This window comes from Enterococcus malodoratus ATCC 43197 (assembly GCF_000407185.1).
Classification (GTDB): domain Bacteria; phylum Bacillota; class Bacilli; order Lactobacillales; family Enterococcaceae; genus Enterococcus_A; species Enterococcus_A malodoratus.
The window spans coordinates 340,825-366,082 of sequence record NZ_KE136483.1 but is presented as its reverse complement, the minus strand read 5'-3'; the positions used below and the strand labels follow the sequence as shown (position 1 = coordinate 366,082).

The 25,258-nt window shown below is 41.5% G+C and carries 21 protein-coding genes; 6 read left to right on the top strand and 15 right to left on the bottom strand.

Annotated elements, in window-relative coordinates; translation table 11 throughout:
* Positions 1-20: 20 nt before the first annotated feature.
* The 3 genes from I585_RS17190 to I585_RS17180 form a co-directional block, all read right to left on the bottom strand.
* Complete coding sequence (locus I585_RS17190; protein WP_010740763.1) at positions 21-170, bottom strand: teichoic acid D-Ala incorporation-associated protein DltX; 150 nt, start codon at positions 168-170, stop codon at positions 21-23.
* A 263-nt stretch (positions 171-433) separates the two neighbouring features.
* The gene (locus tag I585_RS17185; protein WP_010740764.1) at positions 434-2,446 is read right to left on the bottom strand and encodes an FtsX-like permease family protein; all 2,013 of its coding nucleotides are present in this window, start codon (positions 2,444-2,446) and stop codon (positions 434-436) included.
* A complete protein-coding gene (locus tag I585_RS17180) occupies positions 2,436-3,203 on the bottom strand; it encodes an ABC transporter ATP-binding protein (RefSeq protein ID WP_010740765.1) in 768 nt (255 codons plus the stop codon). The genes I585_RS17185 and I585_RS17180 overlap by 11 nt, the downstream gene beginning before the upstream one ends.
* Positions 3,204-3,631: 428 nt before the next feature.
* Here I585_RS17180 and nrdD point away from each other — a divergent pair, with 428 nt between their 5' ends.
* A complete protein-coding gene (gene nrdD, locus I585_RS17175) occupies positions 3,632-5,824 on the top strand; it encodes an anaerobic ribonucleoside-triphosphate reductase (protein WP_010740766.1) in 2,193 nt (730 codons plus the stop codon).
* 119 nt (positions 5,825-5,943) lie between these two features.
* Entirely contained in the window at positions 5,944-6,546 is a 603-nt protein-coding gene (nrdG, locus tag I585_RS17170) for an anaerobic ribonucleoside-triphosphate reductase activating protein (RefSeq protein ID WP_010740767.1), read from the top strand.
* Here the strand turns inward: nrdG and dinB are convergent.
* From dinB to I585_RS17130, 8 genes are all read right to left on the bottom strand, one after another.
* Complete coding sequence (gene dinB / locus I585_RS17165) at positions 6,538-7,659, bottom strand: DNA polymerase IV (protein WP_010740768.1); 1,122 nt, start codon at positions 7,657-7,659, stop codon at positions 6,538-6,540. The two genes, nrdG and dinB, sit on opposite strands and share 9 nt — an antisense overlap.
* Before the next feature lie 676 nt (positions 7,660-8,335).
* The gene (locus I585_RS17160) at positions 8,336-8,866 is read right to left on the bottom strand and encodes a hypothetical protein (protein WP_010740769.1); all 531 of its coding nucleotides are present in this window, start codon (positions 8,864-8,866) and stop codon (positions 8,336-8,338) included.
* A gap of 183 nt (positions 8,867-9,049) precedes the next feature.
* Positions 9,050-10,066, bottom strand: a complete 1,017-nt coding sequence (locus tag I585_RS17155; protein ID WP_244266018.1) for an HTH domain-containing protein — start codon at positions 10,064-10,066, stop codon at positions 9,050-9,052.
* Between the two features lie 132 nt (positions 10,067-10,198).
* On the bottom strand, positions 10,199-12,298 hold the full coding sequence (locus tag I585_RS17150; protein WP_010740771.1) for a heavy metal translocating P-type ATPase: 2,100 nt from the start codon (positions 12,296-12,298) through the stop codon (positions 10,199-10,201).
* Positions 12,299-12,362: 64 nt separating this feature from the next.
* Positions 12,363-14,537, bottom strand: coding sequence for a heavy metal translocating P-type ATPase (locus I585_RS17145; RefSeq protein WP_010740772.1), 2,175 nt, complete (start codon positions 14,535-14,537; stop codon positions 12,363-12,365).
* Positions 14,538-14,747 carry a copper chaperone CopZ gene (gene copZ / locus I585_RS17140; protein ID WP_010740773.1) on the bottom strand — a complete coding sequence of 70 codons (210 nt, stop codon included), beginning with the start codon at positions 14,745-14,747 and terminating at the stop codon, positions 14,538-14,540.
* 23 nt (positions 14,748-14,770) lie between these two features.
* Positions 14,771-15,211, bottom strand: coding sequence for a CopY/TcrY family copper transport repressor (locus I585_RS17135; protein WP_010740774.1), 441 nt, complete (start codon positions 15,209-15,211; stop codon positions 14,771-14,773).
* 177 nt (positions 15,212-15,388) lie between these two features.
* Positions 15,389-17,446, bottom strand: a complete 2,058-nt coding sequence (locus tag I585_RS17130) for a heavy metal translocating P-type ATPase (RefSeq protein ID WP_010740775.1) — start codon at positions 17,444-17,446, stop codon at positions 15,389-15,391.
* Positions 17,447-17,694: 248 nt separating this feature from the next.
* Between I585_RS17130 and I585_RS17125 the strand changes: the two genes are divergently transcribed.
* The 4 genes from I585_RS17125 (at position 17,695) to I585_RS17110 (ending at position 19,121) form a co-directional block, all read left to right on the top strand.
* The gene (locus I585_RS17125; RefSeq protein WP_010740776.1) at positions 17,695-18,333 is read left to right on the top strand and encodes a TetR/AcrR family transcriptional regulator; all 639 of its coding nucleotides are present in this window, start codon (positions 17,695-17,697) and stop codon (positions 18,331-18,333) included.
* 74 nt (positions 18,334-18,407) lie between these two features.
* Entirely contained in the window at positions 18,408-18,659 is a 252-nt protein-coding gene (locus I585_RS17120; protein ID WP_010740777.1) for a hypothetical protein, read from the top strand.
* A 42-nt stretch (positions 18,660-18,701) separates the two neighbouring features.
* The gene (locus I585_RS17115; RefSeq protein ID WP_010740778.1) at positions 18,702-18,902 is read left to right on the top strand and encodes a hypothetical protein; all 201 of its coding nucleotides are present in this window, start codon (positions 18,702-18,704) and stop codon (positions 18,900-18,902) included.
* 18 nt (positions 18,903-18,920) lie between these two features.
* Complete coding sequence (locus tag I585_RS17110; RefSeq protein ID WP_010740779.1) at positions 18,921-19,121, top strand: hypothetical protein; 201 nt, start codon at positions 18,921-18,923, stop codon at positions 19,119-19,121.
* 49 nt (positions 19,122-19,170) lie between these two features.
* Here the strand turns inward: I585_RS17110 and asnS are convergent, their stop codons facing one another.
* From asnS to I585_RS17090, 4 genes are read right to left on the bottom strand one after another with little or no spacing between them, the layout of a single operon-like run.
* A complete protein-coding gene (gene asnS, locus I585_RS17105; RefSeq protein WP_010740780.1) occupies positions 19,171-20,469 on the bottom strand; it encodes an asparagine--tRNA ligase in 1,299 nt (432 codons plus the stop codon).
* A 38-nt stretch (positions 20,470-20,507) separates the two neighbouring features.
* Entirely contained in the window at positions 20,508-21,695 is a 1,188-nt protein-coding gene (locus tag I585_RS17100; protein ID WP_010740781.1) for a pyridoxal phosphate-dependent aminotransferase, read from the bottom strand.
* Positions 21,696-21,722: 27 nt separating this feature from the next.
* The gene (locus tag I585_RS17095) at positions 21,723-22,226 is read right to left on the bottom strand and encodes a cell wall elongation regulator TseB-like domain-containing protein (RefSeq protein ID WP_010740782.1); all 504 of its coding nucleotides are present in this window, start codon (positions 22,224-22,226) and stop codon (positions 21,723-21,725) included.
* Between the two features lie 54 nt (positions 22,227-22,280).
* A complete protein-coding gene (locus I585_RS17090; protein WP_010740783.1) occupies positions 22,281-25,034 on the bottom strand; it encodes a helicase C-terminal domain-containing protein in 2,754 nt (917 codons plus the stop codon).
* Between the last annotated feature and the right edge of the window lie 224 nt (positions 25,035-25,258).

Below are 25,258 nucleotides of genomic sequence, written 5' to 3'. Positions count from 1 at the left end.
AGAACGTACCCTTAATTTCACTAAAATTCGTTATAGATAAAATTGCCGCCTTGAATGCTCTTATAATGGTATAAGTAAATCAGAATCAAAAGAACAGCAAAGTAGAACACCGTCTTTCCAATAAAACTTAACCAATAACGAGTAGCGGGACGCTTAAAAAAATCTTTCATCTTAGTGCCCTCTCCCTTTTATTTAGTGCAATTATAGTTCGTTGTAAAAAAATTTACCATTTTATACCCTTACATATAGCGTTTTCAAACGAACAGTTTTGTCACATCTAATAATCCTAACAGCGAAAAAGCCCTCAATGCTATGAGACGCAAGCGTTACAAGGTTCGACCAGCTTTTTTGCCTAATTATTCCATTCGGAAAAAATCGTCAAAAAAATGTAAAAAGAGCGGCATGGATTTTTAAACCATGCCGCTCCTCTTACCTATAATATTTTCTTCTGATACACACATGTTACCCAATAAAATAGCGCATAGACGATCAGCATCAAGCCGCAGAAGAGATAAACAAAGCCATAATTGGCATTTTTGGCGATGTGAGAGAATACCGAGATTGCCAGCATGCTGTGAATCAACGCTAAAATCGCCGGAATGAAGAACACTACTCGATTCTCACGATTGATTTCGCGGTAAATGGCTTTATCGGGAATTCCCATTTGCCGCAGCAACCCATATTTTTTCCGTTTCTGCTTGAATTCCGAAAGCTGCCGCAACGTAACCATACTGGCCGTCGTAATGATGAAAGTGGTCGTTACGAAGGTCACTACGAATAGGATCAAACCGAGGCTGCTGCGTGTCGATCGATAATTTTCCTGATGCGACGTATATTCTGATCGATAAATCGTCGATCCATCCTTTTTAGGTCCTTCTCCTACTGTGATCTCCCCGACGATCTGTTTATTCTTCCATGATAGATCATAATGAATCGGATAATCCCAATCCCCTTTAAGATTTTGACGAATCAGATGATTCAATTTGTTCTCATTCTGAGGTGCAACGTCAATCGCTTCGATCGTATAGGAAAGCCCAGGTGTTTCATTAAAAATTTCATCCGAAACAACGATCATTCCGGTTCCATACCGCAGGCTCATATCACCAAAGAAGTTCGGATGCGTTCTTTGCACCGTCAGCTTGCCTTGTTTTAAGTAAATACTCTTGCTGTAACGGGTGTAATCATTAAAGTAGCGTTGGTAAGAACTCAAAACAACGGCCGAACGAGCAGACTTTAATTGAATATCCTCCAATGTAGGATTTATCTTTTGAAAGGCACGATAATCCGAGATAGAAACCATGTCCATAATTTCCGGTTGCGAATTCGTCCCTTCACCCGAAATTTCGACATTTTGTTTTCCCGGTACTGCTTTGAAATGAAGTGATTGCCGCTGATACGGTGCCACGCTTTGCAATTTTGGTGCAAGCTTTTCATAACTTTGCCGTGTGATCATTAATGAAGTCGGGGCAATCTCGTTTACCGAACGCATTTCCAGCGAGGCGACCGCTGCCATCCCACCTAAAAATGCTAAAGCCAGCCCTAAGGCGACTGTAATGGACCCGAAGAAGCGCCATTCACTAAAAAGCCGCAGCTGCCATTCACTTCTTGATAATATACCAAGATTTTTGTTTAAGCGTTTGGGGCGGTAAGAATTGTACCAGCGTAATGTAAAGGCAAAGAACAAATAGCTGCCGATCACACATAGCACAAAAATGAGACCCATCAGCAACGCATTTCCTTGAAACAGGCCGAAATAATCACTGGCTTTGCGGGCAAGAATAATATAGGCGATCGCCATTAGCCAACCGCTCAGTAAAAATAGTGCACCAATCGAGCCAAAAACTTTCTGCCACAATGGAATCTTCATGGCCTGAATCTTACGCAGTCGAAGTTTTTTTAAATGTGAGAACTTAGAACCCGATACCAGCCATAAAATCTGAAAAGAAACTACCGCCAGAATAAACAGAATAACTAACCCGGTTGCCAGGATCGCATCTGTTGAGAAAAAGAAGTGAACCTTCAGCGGCAGATCCATTGCTTTGACTAGAATCATACTAAAGAGCTTTGACAGCAAAACACCCAAACTAATGCCTACCGCAAAAGAAAAAATCCCAATGAACAGAATCTCTAAAATAAACCACAGACAGATCTGATAGTAATTTAAGCCATATAAATGAAAGATACTAATGTCCTTGCGGCGATTTTCAATAAAAAAGCGGTTCGTATTGACCATAAAAAACAGCAAGATCACAACCACCGCAAAACTGCCGAAGCCCAACATCCCAACCAGCTGAGTATTCTTGCCGGCACTGCGGATCAGCGGCTGCTCATAGGTCATTGCTGTGAAGGAATAATAAACCATTACCGCAAAAATCAGACTGAAGAAAAAGATCAAATAGTTCGACAGTTGTTTTTTAAAGCCGCGCCAAATGATGCTAATCAGCATTGGCCTTCCCTCCTCCGCCGATCGTCGCCTGCATATCGATAACTTTTTCAAAGAAATCTTTACGAGAAGAACGCCGCACGATTTCAGAGAAGAAACGTCCGTCTTTAATAAACAAGACCCGATTACAATAACTGGCAGTGTATGGATCATGCGTTACCATCAGAATCGTCGTCTCTTCATGCAGATTGACTTCATCCAAGTAATTCAAAAACTCCGTTGCCGCCTTCGAATCCAATGACCCCGTCGGTTCGTCCGCAAAAAGAACCTTGGGCCGGCTGATCAGTGCCCGCGCAGCCGCGGTACGCTGCTGCTGTCCAATCGATATTTCTTCTGGATAGCGATCTAAAATACGATCGATTTTTAAAATTCTCGTCAAACGAGCTACCCGTTCTTCAATCTCGTCATTTGAAAGCTTGCTGACTGCCAGCGGCAAAATAATGTTGTCTTTCACAGTCAAACTATCGACCAGATTGAAATCTTGAAAAATGAAGCCCAGATTTTCTCGTCGGAAATCAGTCAGCCGATTTTCACGCATCTGAGTAATATCCAATCCGGCAATTTTTACAGACCCCATCGTGGGTAACAAGATCGTCGAAAGAATATTCATCAAAGTCGTTTTTCCGGCCCCGCTCGGCCCCATGATACCGACAAACTCGCCCTTTTCTACAGAGAAGTTCAGATCGTTCAGGACCTTCACTTTATTGTTTCGCGAACCATAACTTTTACTTAGATGCTGGACGTTGATAATTTTCTCCATGTGGTCCTCCTATCTCGGATTCAAAGATTTATTTTTGATACTCCGCACATGCTGCAAATTCCGGCAGATATTCTTAAGTGAACGCCTGCGCAAAGAATGAATTTTTCTGAGTTAAAATTTTAAAGGAAATCCTTTTTTTGTATCCAAATTTTTTTCTTTTATGGTATCATAGTTGAGTCGGATTCTTATGTGAAACGACCTTCAATAATCTTACATTTTTTTCACTTTTCTGGAAAAACATTTTTAAGTTATTTTATCTTATTTGGAAGCTTGCCCTTATCAGCTTTCTTTTATCTTTCAGTAAACCAACACACTATATATAGTGTGTTTTTCTTTTTTGTCGAAAAATAAGTACCATATATCGTTGCAACCACATCAGAAATACTATATGATTGATAATGAACTTTAAAGGAAATGGAGTGTTTGTAATGATGGAAATCCATACTAAGGATTCGTTAATTAACGAATATCAGCCGTCGCTAAAAAATATTAAGGTCGTAAAACGTGATGGTCGTCACACAGCGTTTGATGATCAAAAAATTTATGATGCCTTGATCAAAGCAGAAACTAAAATTAAGGGATCAATCGACCCATTGGCTCATGAACGTATCCAATCAATCGTTGAACGGGTAGATGCAGAAATTTCAGAACGTTTCACCAGCGACATTAAAATTTATGAAATCCAAAACATCGTGGAGCATATCCTATTAGAACACAATGAATATGGATTGGCTGAGGAATATATCAATTACCGGACACGTCGTGATTTCCAACGCAGCAAAGCAACTGATATCAACTTTACGATCGGGAAATTGATCAATAAGGATCAAACCGTCGTTAATGAAAATGCGAATAAGGATAGTGATGTTTTTAACACACAGCGTGATTTGACCGCCGGAATCGTCGGTAAATCCATCGGGTTAAAAATGTTGCCGCCGCATGTCGCAAATGCCCATCAAAAAGGCGACATCCATTATCATGATTTGGATTACCATCCATATACACCAATGACTAACTGCTGTTTGATCGATTTCAAAGGGATGCTAAACGACGGTTTTAAAATCGGGAATGCCGAAGTAGAAAGCCCTAAATCAATTCAAACTGCGACTGCACAGATTTCTCAGATCATCGCGAATGTGGCATCAAGCCAATACGGCGGCTGTTCTGCGGATCGTACGGACGAACTATTAGCTCCTTTTGCGCGCCTAAATTACGATAAACACTTAAAAGACGCTGAAGAATGGATCGATAATCCTGAAAAACAAAAAGCTTTCGCTAAACAAAAAACACGTAAAGATATTTACGATGCGATGCAAAGTTTAGAATACGAAATCAATACATTGTTCACTTCAAATGGTCAAACACCGTTCACCTCTTTAGGTTTCGGTCTTGGCACGGATTGGTTCGAACGTGAAATCCAAAAAGCGATTTTACAAATTCGGATTGAAGGACTAGGCAGTGAAAAACGAACAGCGATCTTCCCTAAACTAATCTTTACCCTACGTCGCGGTACAAATCTAGAACCAACAGATCCAAACTATGATATCAAAGAATTAGCTTTAGAATGTGCAACTAAACGGATGTATCCGGATATTTTGAATTACGATAAATTGATTGATTTAACTGGAAGCTTCAAAGTACCAATGGGCTGCCGCTCATTCCTACAAGGCTGGAAAGATGAAAACGGCGAAGAAGTTAACGCGGGCCGTATGAACCTTGGGGTTGTTACCTTGAACTTGCCGCGGATCGCTTTAGAAGCAGCCGGCAACAAAGAAAAATTCTGGTCATTGTTGGAAGAACGCCTGCAAATCGCTAAAGACGCGTTGGTTTTCCGGATCGATCGTTGCAAAGAAGCAACTCCGGCTAATGCGCCGATCCTTTATCAATACGGAGCTTTCGGCAAACGTTTGAACCGGACAGATTCAGTCAACGAACTATTCAAAAACAAACGGGCAACGATTTCTTTAGGCTATATCGGTCTTTACGAAGTGGCTAGTGCCTTTTATGGCGGCGAATGGGAGAATAACCCGGAAGCCAAAGAATTTACTATCGACATTATGAAAGACTTGAAAGAACATGCGGATACTTGGGGCAACGAATACGGCTATCACTTCAGTGTTTATTCAACACCAAGCGAAAGTTTGACTGACCGTTTCTGCCGTTTAGATACAGAACGTTTTGGGATTGTTGAAAACATTACGGACAAAGACTACTATACAAATAGTTTCCATTACGATGTTCGTAAAAACCCAACACCGTTTGAAAAATTGGACTTCGAAAAAGATTATCCTAAATATTGTTCCGGCGGTTTCATTCATTACTGCGAATACCCTGTCCTTCAACAAAATCCAAAATCATTGGAAGCTGTTTGGGATTACGGCTATGACCGCATCGGTTACTTAGGCACCAATACACCGATCGATCACTGTTATGAATGCGGCTTTGAAGGAGATTTCAAACCAACTAAACTTGGCTTTGAATGTCCGCAATGCGGCAACCACGATCCAAAAACGTGTGACGTTGTTAAACGGACTTGCGGCTACTTAGGAAATCCTCAAGCACGTCCAATGGTTCATGGTCGTCACGAAGAAATCGCTTCGCGCGTAAAACACATGAAATAAAAAAGACTTCACGAATCCGCTCAACTTTTTGTAAAGCGTGTTGGTAAAGCCAAACAGAAATACGATTGACAGGGACGGCGCTCTTTGCCGCTCCCTGTTTTACTTGAAAGGTGAAAAATATGCGTAATCCTAAACCAAAAGAATGGCTGGCAAGTGATTTAAGCCAGCAATATATCGCCGACTATAAACCCTTTAACTTTGTCGATGGTGAAGGTGTCCGCAATAGTTTATATGTCAGCGGCTGTCCCTTTGCTTGTGAAGGCTGCTTCAACGCCGCGGCGCAAAACTTTCATTACGGCAAACCTTTTACTCAAGAAATAGAAGATCAGCTGATTGCTGATACTGCCCACGATTATGTCCAAGGAATCACCCTCTTGGGCGGCGAACCCTTTTTGAATACCCAAGTCTGCTTACGAGTGATCGATCGGATTCATGCGGAGTTCGGCGACAGCAAGGACATCTGGTCTTGGAGCGGCTACACCTTCGAAGAGCTGCTGCAGGATAGCGAAGATAAGCTTGAAATGTTGAGAAAGATCGACATTCTCGTTGATGGCCGCTTTGAAATTAGCCAAAAGAACCTGATGCTGCAATTCCGCGGCAGTGCCAACCAACGGATCATTGATGTTAAAAAATCTTTAGCCCAAGGTGAAGTCGTCATCTGGGAAAACCTGCATGATTCAGAAAAAGCTTTTGAACAAATCAAAAAGAGCGATCTAATTTGATCGCTCTTCCCATAATGGCAGTACAATATTTTCATAGGCAACGGGATCTAGATTGGTCAAGGTAATACCGACCAAGCGGATCCCTTTTTCTACGCCGCCGATCTCCTCCCAAATCAAACTCGCTTGAGAAAACATTTCTTCCTTCTTTTCTATGTAATAAGGCAACGTCACACGCCGAGTTACCGTCGTGTAATCAGCATAACGAATCTTGACCACAACAGTCTTACCATGCTTCTGCACCCGCTTCAACGAACCTTCAACTTTCTCCGCCAACTGCCGCAGCTGACTCAATACCTCATCCTCTGTCGATAACGGCCGGCCATACGTATGTTCTTTGCCGACAGATTTCCGTTCACGCGTGATATTCACTGGTGAATCATGAATCCCGCGAACCTTTCGGTATAAAGAATACCCCATCTTGCCAAACTCTTGAATCAAAAACATTTCACTTTTTTCATACAGATCCGCTCCGGTAAAAATCCCCAAATCATTCATTTTCGGTACGGTCTTCTTTCCGACACCATGAAATTTTTCAATGGGCAGACGCTTCAAGAAAATGACGGCTTCATCTGGTGAAATCAATGTCATCCCCTGCGGCTTTTGATAATCCGAGGCTAGTTTGGATAAAAATTTATTGTAGCTGACACCCGCGGAACACGTCAGCTGCAGCTCTTGCCAAATATCCTGTTGGATCAAGCGAGCGATTTTTATTGCTGAACGAGCGTCGATTTTATTTTGCGTCACATCAAGATATGCTTCATCAATAGAGACCGGTTCGATAATATCCGTATAGCGATGAAAAATTTCACGCACCTGCTTTGAGACTGCGCTATATTTTTCATGATCGCCAGGTTTAAAAATTGCCTGGGGACACAATTCATAGGCCTTTTGCGCACTCATCGCCGAATGAATCCCATAGATTCGCGCTTTGTAATTGGCCGTTGTCACCACGCCTTTGCCGCCAGTATCTGAAGGGTGGCGAGCAATCACTAAAGGATGCTTCGCCAGCTCTGGATCATCACGTTCTTCGACTGATGCAAAAAAAGCATCCATATCAATATGAATAATTTTTCTAGACGTATCATTTTTCAAAGGAAAAATCAACTCAGCCATCCTGCTCTCTCCCCTCTAACTAGTAGTCATTTCTCTCTTTCATTATAACCGAACATCTGTTCACAGACAATTATTCATGCCGAAAGTAAGAGGAATTTAAGAAGGCTGAAGCAATTATAAAGATCTTGCGATTTGAGCAGCTCGCAGCTAGCTCACTAGTAGTGTGAGAATTTTTCTATCGTCAAAATTCTTATAGTTTTCGTACGCATATCATTTTTCTAATCACGCGAATTGTAGAGCTATTTAAAGCTAGTTCAGTTTAAGGGATTCATTTTTCTACCGAAAAATGAGTTCTATCTTCACTGCGCATACGATTCAACTATACATCTTGTAAATTCAATATATCTGAATAACTAAGATATCTTCTCATACATGAGCAAACTGCGAAAGTTGAACTCGCAGCTAACTCACCAGTAATGTGAGAATTTTTCTATCGTCAAAATTCTTATAGTTTCGTACGCATATCATTTTTCTAATCACGCGAATTGTAGAGCTATTTAAAGCTAGTTCAGTTTAAGGGATTCATTTTTCTACCGAAAAATGAGTTCTATCTTCACTGCGCATACGATTCAACTATACATCTTGTAAATTTAATATATCTGAATAACTAAGATATCTTCTCATACATGAGCAAACTGCGAAAGTTGAACTCGCAAAAATAGACAGTTTGCACTGTCTATCGTTCGATCAGATTCACTTTTCGGATCATTAGCTTGTCGGCGGAGCCGCGTTGGAATTCTTGCGGTTCACCATGGATTTCTGCATAAATGACTTTGTTGTGTTCGCGGCGACGTAGTTGATAGATAATTTTTCCGGTATCCTCCAACTCTTTCATCATTTCTGTGACACCGCCAAATCCGGTTTTTTTAGTGATAAAGCCGGTCGCAACCATGCGTTCATCTAAGTACCGCGCAGAAATAACTGACCCTTTGGCTAGTGTCGTTCTTAATGCGGTTGCTAGTTCTTCCAACTCTTCGGGAACTGGTAATTCTCGTTCCACTGGCTGGTACAAGGTGTCTCGCAATGTATTTAGTTCTTCCACCAATGCTTCATATTGTTCTTTTGTCAGCATCACACCGGCAATTTTTTCACGGTTGAAAATATAAACCCCGGTCTCGGCTTTACGAGCTTGAGCAAAAACATCCATAGGTGATTTTTTTACTTCTGTAATCGAAGATGTCGGAACATCTAATTTTCGTAATCCCACTCTGCTCTCCTCCTACTTCATATTAATGTAATTCAGCTTTTTCATTGGAAAAAACCAAATTCTGTTTTTATCCACATACCTTTTTACTAATCAACAAAAGTAGAAAGTGAAACTAGTAAACTGGCATCCCCAATGTAGTCTTCACCATTATAGCATAACCTTTCTTGAAGCAAAATCTACACCTTAGATTCCTTCATGAGAAGAAAAATATGCCTGATAGCCTTCTTGAATCACTAAAGAAGTTTTTAAATTAGGATTCAACGATAACGCTGTTTTGTAGCTGACATGAAGAATATTTTTCAATGCAACCGCCAAATCATCTACCCGGCAATTACTTAGTACAGGCAGTCTTCGTTTCAGTTCCTTGCCTAGAAAATAAAAGTGGGGTGGAATGGCGTCCTGCTTCCATTTTAGATTGAAGAATGTAACTGGAAGACCTTGATGAATTCCAAAAAATAATTCGAATAATTGAACCGTCGCTATTTTTTTCATCAGATGTATTTCCCACGATCGTGTCTCTTCTATAATCGAAATCACCTGTTGAATCTCTTGATAAATAATCGTTTGATGCTTTTGATGTGAATGATAAAGATCGGAGCGGGCACGAAAATGATAACGAATATAGTCGGAGTAAAAGAATTCAACAAACTCCGTCTGCAGACCAAATTCATTCGTAAATGCCGTTACCATCTCCTGATCGGGAAATAGATTCTCTGTTACTGGAAAAGCTGCCCGTTCTGCGTAGTACTCATCCAACTGCTGATAAAGCTCCTGTTCATCAAAATAGTAGAAGTCTCTCAAATAGCGCAATTGTAACAGGAAAATTATCGTTGGCTCTCCCCTCAAACTGCCTGTTCGCCGATTGGCTGAAAGGTTTAAACAAATCAACTGCCTGTTCAATTGCCTCAACTTTGTATAATTTATTTTTTCAGGTCCCAAATCCCAAAGATATCGACGAAAAAGCTGAAAATGCGGGTCCTCAAATAAAATTTTTCGACAAAGTTCTAGATAACTTGTTTCATAACGCCAATCGATTCGCCAATAGTTGTCCTTTGTCACATATTTCTTTCGCTGCAATTCATCTAGATATCGTAAAATGGTTCTTCTGCTCACCTTGGTCTGTTTGGCCAACTCAGCTACCGTGTAGCGTTCCTTTTTTAATAATTCAATCAACTGCAAATGCCGTTGACACTTTTTCATTGTTATAAATCGCCAGATCATACGTGGAATCCTCTTTTCTGCTCATCGCAATTTCCTCTAATTCAAAAATAGCACAAGTTAACAGAAAGTTTTTTCTCAATTTTTTACCGAAAAAAAAAACGTCTGAATATATCAGACGTTTAAAGTCATCGCATTGATCGCTACAATGATCGTACTTAAGGACATTAAAATCGCGCCAACTGCTGGGCTTAAAAGGATTCCAATCGGTGCTAAGACGCCGGCAGCTAATGGAATTGCCAAAATATTATAGCCCGCTCCCCACCATAGATTTTGAATCATTTTACGGTGCGTTCTTTTCGCTAACCGAACAAATTTCAAAATATCCTGCAAGTTGCTGTTGGTCAAGACGACATCGGCCGAATCAATCGCGATATCCGTTCCAGCACCAATCGCCATTCCGATAGACGCTCTGGCTAACGCTGGTGCATCGTTGATTCCATCGCCGACCATCATTACCTTTTTCCCTTTATCGGTATAGTCTTTGATAATTTTTTCTTTATCATCCGGCAATAGTTCGCTGTAAAACTCCGTGATATTCAAATAATTTGCGACTGCTTTTGCCGCCTCTTGATTATCCCCGGTCAGCATTACAGGTTCAATCCCAGCATCACGCAAGTTCTTGATAAAGTCTCGTGCTTGATCCTTTAACGTATCGCCCATTGCGAAGAAGGCAATTAATTGATCATCAACTAATAGGAAGGAAATCGTATTGCCTTGAGCTTGATAATCCTTTAATTTTTCTTGATCAAAGTTTAATCTACGTTTTTCGATCTCTTTTTGATTGGCTAAAATCACTGTATGACCTTCAACTGTTCCGCTTACGCCGATTCCCTTTAAGGTCGAAACATCTTGGGCTTGATAAGCATCGATCGCTTCAGTTTTTAAGTAGTTCATGACGCCGACAGCCAACGGATGATTGGTTTGTGCTTCCAAAGCACCAATATATTTCAAGGCATCAGCTTTGTCCATGTCAGCCAAAACTTCCACACCAGTCACGGTGAACTTGCCTTCTGTCAACGTTCCGGTCTTGTCAAGGAACACATAATCCAATTGATTTCCTTGTTCCAGTGCTTGGCGGCTCTTCAACAGCAAACCATTTTTAGCCGCTAAAGAAGTAGAACGCGCGATAACTAATGGAATCGCTAGTCCCAAGGCATGCGGACAAGCAATCACGAAGACTGTTACCATTCGATCCAACGCTTGCGGCAAATCCGCCACGATCAGCCAAGCAATAAAGGTTAAAATACCGGCAGCCAATGCAATATAGAATAGCCATTTCGCTACTTTATCCGAAATTGATTCTAATTTTGATTTTTCCTGTTGGGCTTCTTTTACCATCGTCATAACTTTGGCTAAGTAGCCGTCTTCACCAGTGCCTGTAACCTTTAACTGAATAGTGCCATCACCATTGACGGAACCTCCGATGACAGAATCACCAACCGCTTTCTGGACACCTTTTGATTCGCCAGTCACCGCCGATTCGTCTACGATCGTCGAACCATCGGTAATCTCGCCATCCGTCGGCATCTTATCGCCTGCACGAACGAGCAATAAATCGCCACGATGGATTTCCTGCAATTTGACTTGTTTAGTAGAACCATCTGCTTCGATCTTATTAACTTCATCAGGCAATAATTCGGCCAGCTTCTTCAATGCATTACTAGCATTTGAAACGGCGTTCATTTCCACCCAATGTCCCAGCAGCATGATCACGATCAAGGTTGCCAATTCCCAGAAGAAATCCATCACATGTTCATGGGGATTCACTTTGTTAGCAATAAATGAATACAAACTATAAATATAGGCGACCGAGATTCCCATTGCGATCAAGGTCATCATCGCCGGGCTCTTCATTTTCAATTCCATTTTGGCGCCGCTCAAAAATGGCTGACCGCCATAGATGAAAAGAATCGTCGCTAAAACCAATACGAGCCATTCAGAACCCGGAAAAGTAAATTGGAAAGGCAGCTGCATCCCCATCATCGGTGAAAGAACGATGATCGGGATCGACAAAACAAGCGAGAGCCAAAACTTCTGTTTGAAATTTCCCATATGCATCGAATGATCCATACCTCCATGATCCATCTCATGATGATTATGCCCGTTCATTCCGTGATTCATATCGTGATGGTCGTGTCCGCTCATTTCATGATGTTCATGCTGAGAGTGATCCATCTCCATCGATTCATCCATTTGTTCTCCTTGCTTCATTACAAACGCCTCCTAATTCATTTTGATACAATTCACTTTTCTTCCGTAAAAGAAGAGAGTGAGCTTACAACTTTTTCTGATTTAAGCTGAGCGAGTTCAGCAATACACTGACCGAACTAAAAGCCATCGCGCCACCGGCAATGATTGGATTCAAGAAACCGAATGCGGCAAATGGAATTCCGATCACATTGTATAAAAATGCCCAGAATAAATTTTGTTTGATTTTTCTCAGTGTGAGTTTGGATAAACGAATACTTTTTTCAACCGACAAGAGATCGCTGTTCATCAACGTAATGTCCGCTGTCTCCATCGCAATATCCGTTCCACTACCCATCGCGATGCCGATATCCGCTAAAGCGAGTGCTGGTGCATCATTGATTCCGTCACCAACCATACCCACGGATTCGCCGTTGGCTTGCAGCTCTTTAACAACTTGTGCTTTATCCTCAGGTAAGACTTCCGCAACAATATCTGATGCTTGCAGTCCAACTTGTGCGCCTATATAACGGGCAGTCTGGGGATTGTCGCCAGTCAGCATCTTCACCTTAAGCCCTAACTGATGCAAGGCTTCGATTGCCGCTTTAGAAGATTGCTTGACTTGATCCGTTACCGAGATCAATGCAAGAACGTTCACTTGATCGGTCAAAAACATCACTGTTTTCCCCTCTGCTTCTAACGCTAACACACGTTCCTCAGCAAATGAAATTTTTCGCTCTTTCAAGCCGCGCTTTGAGCCGACAAAATACTGCTTGCCTTCGATCATCCCGGTGACACCTTGTCCGGTTAAACTTTCAAAATTTTCAACCGGCAAAATGTCGGTTTGATCTTTCCCATATTGATAGATCGCTTTGGCCAAAGGATGTTCTGAATGCTGTTCCAAACTCGTCAAGTAAGCCAAAGCCTGCGGATCAAATGCCTCAAAATCCGCCACCACTGGTTTTCCTTCTGTGATCGTGCCGGTTTTATCCAATACGACCGTTGTCAAATGAGCAATTTTTTCTAACGCTCCGCCGCCTTTGATCAAAATACCCGACTTCGCACCCAAACCAGTTCCTACCATAATAGCTGTTGGTGTCGCTAAACCTAACGCACACGGACAGGCAATCACTAGAACAGAAACACTATGAACGATCGCTTGCTGCCAGTCGCCGGTCAATAACCCGGTCGCAATCAAGGTAATCAAAGCGATCCCTAAAACCGTCGGTACAAAGATCTTTGAGATTTTATCCGCGATTTGTTGAATCGGTGCCTTTTCTCCTTGCGCATCTTCTACCATTCGAATGATCCGTGAAAGAACCGTCATGCTGCCGACTTGTGTCGCGTTGAATTGAATACTGCCGGTCGTGTTGACCGTTCCGCCAAAAACTTGATCCTCGACATTTTTGTCTACTGGCAAACTCTCGCCTGTCAACATACTCTCGTCAATCGTCGTCTGTCCACTAAAAATCTTTCCGTCGACAGGAATCTGTTCTCCTGGACGAACCCGCAAAAGATCGCCAACCTGCACGTCTTCGATTGGTACTTGCTTTTCTTCACCCGCAAGAATAACTGTCGCTGTTTTGGCTTGCAGACTCATCAATTGTTTGATAGCATCACTGGTTTTTGTTTTAGCCTTTTGCTCTAAATACTTGCCCAACAAGATCAACGTAATGATCATGCCGCTGCTTTCAAAATATAAGTCCGAATTGTGAGGATTGAAAAAGCCGTTATAAACACTTAATGCGAAAGCCGCTGATGTTCCCATTGCTACCAAAACATCCATATTCGGTGCTTTCGTTTTCAATGCATGATAGGCACCACGATAGAACCGCAGCCCGACACCAAACTGCACAGGTGTAACTAGAATCAGTTGTACAAGCGGTATGTGAAGGAAGTGAACCCAGCCCGCATGACTGCCTAACAACATCGCGATCATGGCGATCATCAATGGTGCGGTTAAAATAGCACTCAAAATCAAGTCGCGTTTCATCCTTTTAAGATAGGCTGCTTTTTCTTGTTCGATTTTTTGCTTATGTTCCTCATCAAAGAGAATCGCACCATAACCGATTGCTTCGACCCGTTGGATCAAATTATCCGCAGTAAGACTCTCATCAAACTGAACCGTAGCCTTTTCTGTCGCTAAGTTGACATTGGCTTCCAACACGCCGTCAGTCGCTTTGAGTTCCTTTTCCACCCGCGCTGAACAGTTGGCACAGGTCATGCCGGTGATCGCGAATGTTTCTACTGTTGCCTCTGCCAATTAAATCACCTCAGTTTCATACCCTGCTTCGGTCACTGCCGCTGCAATTTGGTCTGCTGATACTTTTGCTTCATCGAATTTCACGACACCATTGTTTTTCTTCAAATTGATTTTCACTTTATCGATTCCGTCCAATTGGCCGATCGCTTTCTCTACGTTTGCCACACAGTGGTTACAGCTCATTCCATTGATTGCAAATTGTTTTTTCATGTTATTCCGCCCCTTAATATTTTTTATTTATGATGATTGCATTCACATTGACCGGGAATACAATTACATTCGATTGTTTCAACTGTCTTCTTATTAACTAGTTGCTCTTTGATCAATTCCACATCTGCATCCGTCAGCGCTGCTTCAGCTACCAACTCCGCGATTGTTTCTCCGATCCGTTTGGCACAAATGTGAGAAAATAAATTCTCCGTTGCACTTTTGACTGTTTCACCTTCACTGATCGCAGGATAATAAATATATTTTTTCCCGGACTGCTCTGTTCGAACGGCTTCCTTTTTTACCAAGCGGCCCAACAGTGTTTTGATCGTCGCTGGTTTCCAGTCCATCGTTTGTCCCAAAATATTGATAATTTCTTGTGCGGTAGTGGACTCTTGTGTCCAGATTACCCGCATGACTTCCCATTCCGAATCACTGATCTTAATTGGCGTAATTGTCATCGACATCTTCTTCACCTCTTTCGTTTACATTTGTAATCTACATTTTTAAGTTTACAGTTGTAATCATCATTCGTCAACCAATATGGTCAATAAATTGTCTATTTCTTTTAAAAGGTCATTTTTCCATAGGCGGTGAAACAAAAAAGGACCTGCGGCAAGCTTCGCCGCAAATCCTTTTCATTACTATTTTATTCTTAAGCAACGCATCGCATTCAAGACTGCGATCACAGTCACGCCGACATCAGCAAAGACAGCCGCGTACATCGTAGCAAATCCTAATGCACCTAGAATCAATACTAAAACTTTCACACCGATTGCAAAGACGATATTTTGTTTAACGATCCCCATTGTTTTACGAGCAATTCCAATCGCTACTGGAATTTTAGCAGGCTGGTCGTCCATAATCACCACGTCAGCCGCTTCAATCGCAGCATCGGAACCAAGTCCGCCCATAGCGATTCCGACATCTGCTCGTGCCAATACTGGGGCATCGTTCATGCCATCGCCAACAAATGCGGTTTTCTGTCCGCCTTTTAATTCATCCTCTAAATGAGTGACCTTATCCTCCGGCAGCAATTCACTGTACACTTGATCGATCCCGATTTTCTTGCCTATGGCATCGGCGATTCCGCGATTGTCTCCTGTCAGCATCACTGTTCGTTTGACACCAAGATTTTTCACCTCCGTCAAAGCATCAGCGACATGATCTTTCAACTCGTCAGCGATCACTAAATGGCCGATATATTTTCCATCCATTGCCACATAGACGATCGTTCCTATCTCATTGACCGCTTGGAATGGAATGTCATATTTAGCTAACAGTTTTTCATTTCCGACTAAGAAATGATGCCCTTCAATTTCAACAGAAATCCCAAATCCAGCAATTTCTTCTAGTTGACTGACTGCCGACAACGGTTGATCTACATAGTTAACGATCGATTGCGCGATCGGATGACTGGAACTTTGTTCTGCACTAGCTACATAACGTAGAAAATCATTTTGGTCGATTGTTGTTTCAACCTTCTGAACTTCAAAGACTCCCTTCGTCAACGTTCCTGTTTTATCGAAGACCAAGGTTTCCACATTGGCTAAGGTTTCAATATAGTTGCTTCCTTTAATCAACACACCTGCTTTGCTTGCACCGCCAATCCCGCCGAAGAAGCTCAACGGAACAGAAATAACCAAGGCACAAGGGCATGAGATCACTAAGAAAGTCAAAGCCCGGTAGACCCAATCATAGAATGGTTCGCCAGTTACAAGCGGCGGAACAACTGCTAACAAGACAGCCAATCCAACAACGATCGGCGTATAGTAACGAGCAAAACTAGTGATAAAGTTTTCAGCCGGCGCTTTCTTACTGCTGGCATTTTCGACTAAATCTAAAATCTTGCTGACGGTTGATTCACCAAAAGTGGTTGTGACTTCAACGGTTAATTGACCGCTTTGATTAATGAAGCCGCTAAGAATCTGCTCATCTGGATGAATACTGCGAGGAACGGATTCACCAGTTAATGCCGAGGTATCCAGCATCGAGTTTCCTTCTTTAACGATTCCGTCCAACGGAACCTTCTCACCTGGCTTAATCAAAATGCGATCGCCGACGTTGATCGCTTCCGGCGCAACCTTCTTGACTTCGCCGTTTTGAATCAAGTTGGCTGAATCGGGCCGAATGGCTAATAAGGAACTAATTGATTTTCTCGATTTCGCCACTGCGTAATCTTGGAAGAATTCACCGACTTGATAAAACAGCATCACGGCTACGGCCTCTGGATATTCCCCAATCGCAATCGCTCCTACCGTCGCGATCGCCATCAAAAAGTTTTCATCGAAGATCTCCCCATGAAAGATATTGGTAATGGCGGTCTTCAATACGTCGTAACCAATCCATAAGTACAAAATCAAATACGCGATCATTTTCCACGGCATTGCCGGTGTAAAAATAGACAGCAGCCCTAACGCGATAATTGCCACTGCAATCTGAATGATCTTGCCTTTCGAGCTTTCTTCCACTTTCTCCGTCTGGACACTATTGACTTCAACATCTGGTTCCAATTTATTCACGATCTCTTTCGCTTCGCCGCTAATTCGTTCAATTTCCTTTTCTGGTGCGACGATCGTGAGCTTGGTGCTCATAAAATCGACCTGTGCTTGCTCCACACCTTTGATTTGTTGGACCGAACGTTCAATTTTGGCTGCGCAATTCGCGCAATCTAACCCATCTAACCGATATACTTTTTCCATGAGATACCCTTCTCTCTAAATTACATATGAATGTTTCTTCATGTATATTATATATGAATGGTTACTCATGTGTCAAGTATAAAAAGAAAGCTTTTTCAAAAAAATATGGTCGGGAAAACGTTGATTTAAAAGGCTTCGCTAAATAATATAAAATTTAATTCAAAAAAGTGTTGACAACTAGACCGACGGTCGGTAATATAAGGGTGTAGAAAGCGACCGACAGTCGGTTTAGAGAAAGGAGAGAAGATATGCGCATCGTAAAAGAGCATGATGAACGAAGAAATGAAATTATCACTACTGCCGAAGAATTCTTTTTAACCAAGGGATTCAATAAAACGACCATCAATGATATTTTGAAACGAATCGGCATCGCCAAAGGGACCTTCTATCATTATTTCGTTTCTAAAGAAGAAGTGCTAGACGCGGTCATCGGTCAAATCATCGATCAAGAAATCTTACGAGTGAAAGAAATTCAAAAATCAGATGTCCCAGCATTAGAGAAACTGATTGTCTTCCTTTCCCAAGATAATTCAAAAGATGAACGTAAAGAAGAAATCGTCGACAAATTTCAAATGCCAGAAAACGCCTTAATGAAACAGCGAGCGTTGGAAGGAACGATCAACCAAGTTTGTCCCTTCCTAGCAGAAATTATTGAAGAAGGAAAACACCAAGGCGAATTTAGAACCGAGTATCCGCTTGAAAGCATTCAGTTCTTGATTGCAGGGATTCAAACAATGTTTGATACAACTGAAAATTTATCCGCTGAAACAATTCAAAACAGAGTTCTTGCTGCTACCGACCTGATTTTTAAAGTGCTCGACATTAATCCAAGCGTCCATCCCTATGACCAAACAAGATCACAATTACAAACAATTTTTAACTCATAACTCAACTGCATCTGTTGAGTTTAACTATTAAACTAAAACAGACCGACAGTCGGTCAAAAAAAGAGGAAAACATCATGAACAACACACAAACAATCAAAACTTTAGCCGGACAAACAAACGAAAGCATTCAAACAGTAGAAAGCATCTTACAAAGCTATGAAAACTATTGCGATAAGAACATTACCCGCTACTCGAAAAAACATTTAGCAGCAATCACAGATTTTATCGCCAACGAAACACGTTTACCTGAAGAAACCTGTACAAAAGTAATGACCCAGTTCTTTGGCTTAGTGAAAAGTGAAATCAAAGGAAAATTTTTTAACTAATCGAACCTAAAAAAAATACAAACTCTAAAGGAGAAATTTAAAATGAAAAAAATTACTATTATCGCATTGGCACTAATCACTTTAGGTGCAACTTCTCAAATCGTCGAAAAGAATATCGACAAAGAAGAAGTAAAAACTGTTGTTACTACCAACCTCAAAGAACATGACGAAAAAGACAACGACATTGATTTTGGCCATGACAACGATGACGAACATACTTTAGCCGAAAAAATCGGATTTTAATTTAGGAGGATATTTAAAATGAAAAAAATTACTATTATCGCATTGGCATTAATCACTCTGGGAGCAACTTCTCAAATCGTCGAAAAGAATATCGACAAAGAAGAAGTAAAAACAGTTGTTACTACTAATCTCAAGGAAACTGACGAAGGCAATGAACAGATTTATTTTCAACATGATGACGACAAGCACAGTTCTTTAATAGAGAAAATTGGATTTTAAAAGCAAAAAAACGCCGAGACGATGCTCGGCGTTTTTGAATTCATTGCAATTATGGATAAATACGGTTTAACAAACGTGGGAATGGAATAGCCTCACGCACATGATCGATCCCTGAGATAAAAGTAATCGTCCGTTCAAGTCCTAAACCAAAACCTGAATGCGGCACAGTCCCATATTTACGCAAGTCTAAGTACCATGAATATTCTTCTTCACTCAAGCCTGCTTCACGAATTTGTTCCAACAAGTAATCATAATCCGTCGCACGTTCTGACCCGCCAATGATTTCACCATAACCTTCAGGTGCGATCAAATCGGCACAGATCACTACATCCTCACGGGTTGGATGTGGTTTCATGTAGAATGGTTTGATTGCTTTTGGATAATTCAAGATGAAGACTGGACGATCAAATGAGTTAGCGATAAAGGTTTCGTGCGGCGAACCAAAATCATCGCCCCATTCAATGTCGTCAAAATCGTTTTTCTTCAACAGTTCGATCGCGTCATCATAAGAGATTCGCGGATAAGGAAGTTTGGTATAGTTTTTCAAAATTTCTTTATCACGACCTAGTACATCTAAAGCGTAATCGCAGTTATCAAGAACACTTTGCACTAAATAAGCAACATATTGTTCCTGAACTTCCAAACTATCTTCCTGATGCATGAAGGCCATTTCTGGTTCAATCATCCAAAACTCGATCAAATGACGACGTGTCTTTGATTTTTCAGCTCGGAAAGTTGGTCCAAAGGAGAACACTTTGCCTAAAGCCATAGCTGCCGCTTCCATATATAATTGACCACTTTGAGAAAGATAAGCTTTTTGATCGAAATAATTTGTTTCAAATAAATCACTTGTTCCTTCAGGTGCTGAACCTGTTAGAATCGGTGGATCAATTTTCACAAAGCCATTATTATTGAAGAATTCATAAGTCGCACGAATCACTTCGTTACGAATCAACATAATCGCGTGTTGTTGAGAAGAACGCAACCATAAATGGCGATGATCCATCAAGAAATCAACCCCGTGTTCCTTCGGTGTAATTGGATAATCATGACTTTCACCGATTACTTCAATGTCGGTTACACCCAACTCATAACCGAATTTTGAACGTGTGTCTTCACGAATTTCTCCAGTTACGATGATTGATGTTTCTTGTGTCAATTCTTTTGCTAAATGAAAGATTTCTTCTGATACTTCACTTTTGACAACAACGGCTTGGAAATAAGCTGTTCCATCACGTAATTGTAAAAATGAGATCTTTCCGCTTGAACGCTTATTAGCCACCCAAGCACCGATTTTTACTGTTTCGCCAACATGATTCTTGGCATCAATGATTTGAATTTGTTCCACAAATGTCTCTCCTAACTTATTTATCCCGAATTGATGTCTTACTTCTTACTATTTTCAATAAAGCGGCGAATCCGCACGACTGCTTCTTCCAAGTCTTCCATGCTGGCTGAATAACTCATCCGCACACTATCAGCTGATCCGAACCCTTCGCCTGTTACTAAAGCAACATGTTCCTGAGCTAACAAATCGTTCACCCAAGTCGTCACATTGTCGTACCCGCCCATTTCCATCGCTTCTGCGATATTTGGAAACAGATAGAAGGCGCCTTGAGGTTTCTTCAGTTTGAAACCAGGTAAATCAGCAACTTTTGGATAGATTGTATTCAGCCGTTCTTCAAAGGCCTGACGCATTTTTTCCGCAGTCTCTTGTTCACCAGCTAAAGCTTCCACAGCCGCTACTTGGCTGACCGACGTCGGATTGCTTGTCGCTTGAGAAGCGATCGATGTCATTCCGCCAATAATCTCAGCATTCCCAATCGCATAACCGATTCGCCAACCGGTCATAGAATAGGTTTTTGATACTCCGTTGATGATCACTGTTTGATGGAAAATCTCGTCAGATAAAGAAGCGATATGCGGCGCTTCGTTCCCATTATAAACAAGATGATCATAAATATCATCTGAGACAATCAGCAAATCATGACGAACCGCCCATTCACCAATTTCCCGCAATTCATTTTCTGTATAAATCATTCCCGTTGGATTTGATGGTGAATTAATGATGATTGCTTTTGTTTTTTCTGTTCGTGCATCTTCCAACTGGTCAACCGTGATCTTATAGTCGTTGCTTTGAGCCCCCGTAATGAAGACGGGATTGCCTTGTGCTAATTTGACTTGCTCTCCGTAGCTGACCCAATAAGGAACAGGAATGATCACTTCATCCCCCGCATCCAAAATCGTTTGGAATAACGTATACAACGCAAATTTCGCACCGCTGGTCACGATGATGTTTTTGGGTTCAACCGTTAGATCATAGTTTTTCTTGGTAAAATCAACGATCGCTGCCTTCAATTCTGGTGTACCGCCAGAAGCAGTATAAAAGCTGACCTTGCCGCTCTTGATCCCATCAATCGCAGCCTGCTCAATATTTTCCGGCGTAGTAAAATCCGGTTCTCCGACAGTCAAACTGATGACATCTAATCCTTGGGCTTTCAACTCTTTGGCTTTGGCGGTCGCTGCTAAAGTGACGGACGGTTCTAAGTTTGTTACACGCTCTGATAATTTCATAACTGATAACTCCCCTACCAAGATTTTTTAGATTTTTTTGATGACCTTAATCGTCTTGCCGTCATTAAATGCCAGCAAGTAATAATAAATCGTCCCTTGATCGTCTTTTGCGGTAATCTCCCATGTTGTTTGATCACGGTAAATTCCTAAATTCGCTTTTTCAAAAATAAGATCTGGGTTGTCGCTTTCAAAACGTTTTTCTGCCTGCTGTTCAGTCAGACCATCTTTTTGGTTTAAAACACGGATTTTCTCTCCCGATTTTGGAACAATTACAATAATTTGTTCGCCAGTGTTATTTTCACCAGTGACGGTAAAGTAAGTCTTTTCACGATTGAACCAATAAAACTGATCCACCGTTTTTAAATCAGCATATTTCTCTGCCATTTGAACAGCTTCTCTTTTGGCTTGATGCATCGGACGATTCGAACGGATAAAAATCATGGTCGCTGCCACGATAATAATCAGTAGAAAAGCCACGATTCCTAATAGCCAACGATTGAGTTTCTGCTGTCTTGCACTATTCGTATCCAAAATCATACTCCTCTCAGACAAGCTACATTATACCAAAAGAAGGGACTTCCCTCATTAATTCTCTACACTTTTGTCAGAATTTAAAAATTGATCCGTCTCCGCTAAAATTTCTTCCAGCGGCAATTGTTTGATCGGCAATTCTTTTGGCAATGCCTTACGCAGCTTTTCACCATATTTAGCAGTGATAAAGCGTTGATCTAATAGGAGCATGACTCCCTTATCCTTTTCTGAACGAATCAAACGGCCCAACGCTTGGCGCAAACGCAGCGCGGCATGGGGAACAGCTTCTTGGAAAAAGGGATTAATTCCTTCAGATGCCAAAAAGTCATTCCGTGCTTTCACTTGCAGCCGTTGCGGATTTTCAAACGGAAGTCGAGTGACAATCAAAATCTGCAAGATCTCACCCGGCAAATCGATCCCTTCCCAAAAACTGTCAGCCCCAAATAAAAGTGCATCTTTGGATAATAAGAATCGTTTCAGCAATTTCTCACGACTGCCGCCGATTCCCTGCGCCAAGACTTCTCTTCCTTGATTTAACAAGGGGACACGGACCCGTTGGTAGACACGATTCAAAATATCATGGGACGTAAACAAGACTAAAATCGGTCGTTGCTGCTTCTCCGCCATTTTTTGAACAACGTTTGCAACATATTGCGCATAATGGTCCGGCGAAGTCGACTGAATGCTGATACTGTTCGTCGGCAAATACAAACGCGCTTGCTCCGCGTAATCATACGGACTGCTGATGATCTTCAAAGCCGTTTCCGGAATTCCCCAGCGTTTCGCAAAATAGTGTCGGTCGCTGCCGATCTTTAACGTTCCGCCTAAATAAAGAATCTGTTGATAGCGTTCGTACCACGTCGTTTCACGAATTAGCGAAGCCTCTAAATCCTGGACTTGGAATGTTTTACGTTTCGCATTGAACCAGTGAATATAACGCGCATCCCAACGCTCACTAAACAGTTCAAACGCGGTTTGCTGCTGAGCCAAATTATCTAATAATGCTTGCAGATTGCCCCATTCGGCTTGCTCCTTAATACCGAATGTTTCTTTATAAATCGTAAAGTACGTTTGCAGCTGTTCACCTAACGTCAAGGCATCTTGATACAATCGTCCGATCCGCTGTAAAACCTGTTCACCAGCTAATGACAGTTGATCAATCATCTCTTTTGTAATCAAACGATCCTCTTCAGCAGGATATTCTTCCTTGAAAATTTGATAAAAATCAGTCAAATCTTCATCCAACTCTTGCAACACATCTTGTAAAATTTCAAGAACATGTACCGTCTGCTGGTCTTTTTGAACCAAAACCTGCCAATCTGCAAACTTTTGATTATCCTGCAGCTGATGAAAAGCTCGTTGAACTGCTAGAAGATTAAACTGTTGCGTACTGATTTTTTCTAATACTCGATTTAAGTGATGCGCCTCATCAATAATCAAGTAAGGACTTTTCGGCAATTGCGGAAATTTCCGTTGATCCTCTTGTGCCAAATAAGCATGATTCGTGACGATCAAATTACTCTGTGCCAATTTTTCTTGACGATGCCGAATAAAATCTACGCTAAAAAAGGGACTCTTAGGATTCAACGTATGCGTGCCTAAATGAGCCACTTCATGCCAAAAAGCATGCTTCAAGCTTGTCATATTCAACTCATCGAAGTCGCCGGTCTCGGTCTGAGTTAACCAAACAAGTACCGCCATCTGATAAAAAGTATATTGCTTTTGTTCAGACTGCTTTTCAAAACTTTGATAGAAACGCTCCAAATCAATATAATGCCGACTGCTTTTCATCACTACAGCTTGCAGCGGATGATCCAATAAACGATTGATTAACGGCAAATCGTGATTCAAAATCTGTTCTTGCAACAGCAGTGAAACCGTACTGACCACCAACGGCTTTTCCGGTGTCGCCAGAAAACTCATTGGCAGCAAATACCCCAGCGTCTTGCCAATGCCTGTCGCAGCCTCTACCAAAACATTTTTGTCATCCTTCTTGTTGAAAAAATCATAGACTAGATTCATCAATCGAGCTTGCTCTTTACGAAAGTCTAATTCGTTATGGTAGACCTTTTCCTTTGCTTTGCGAGAACGCGGATAAGCTTTCGTCCCAAAATAATTCTCAGAAAAGAGCGGAACATTTTTTTTGCGCAAAGCCAAACCATGTATAATAACTAGATCTTTTGATAATGGCCGGGGATCGGCTTGCATCTCCACCAAACAGTCTTGCAAATACTCTTTCGTTTGAAAAGCCATTTGATCAGCTGCACCAATAATTTTTTTCAGTGTAATGATTGGCAACTCTTTTATCTTTGATTCTAAGTATAATAGCAGCTGCGCCGTCACATCCGCATCACTATCGGCTTGATGCGGATTTTCATGTACCAAATTCAATTCCTCCGCCAAATCCCTCAAACGAAAACTCAAAGAGGTTGGCATGAACACCTGTGCCAGTTCTACTGTATCAATACCAGGAATAGTTAGCGGAGGCATGCCGCAACGCTCCAGCTCATTACTCAAAAAGGGATAGTCAAAGTGTATATTGTGGGCTACAAAGATCGTGTCTGCCAATAGATTAGAGATCGTCTGAGCCACATCTTCAAAATAAGGGGCCTTTCGAATTCGCTGATTGCTAATCCCAGTCAGCGTCTGAATCTGCGCCGGAATATTTTGATCGGGGTTGATATCTGTCGAAAAATGCGTCACAATTCTGCCTTCTTCGATCAGTACACAGCCAAATTGAATGATTCGATCCGTCTTCGGATCTGTACCAGTCGTTTCGATATCAACAACCGCATAATTTTTCTTCACATTCGCCCCTCCTTCCTCTAGTTTTGCAAAATAAATTTGCACCTAACTCATAGAGTACGGATTTTCTTTTCCATAAGTCGCGCCTTCATTTTCGAGAATACTATTTCAATCAAAAAGTATAACTAACAAAGCGTGAGGAGAAACCAGAAAACTCGCATCCTTCCTCACGCATTATATCTGAATAATACCACTTTCTACAAGGAAGTTCTTAGGTTAAAACGTTT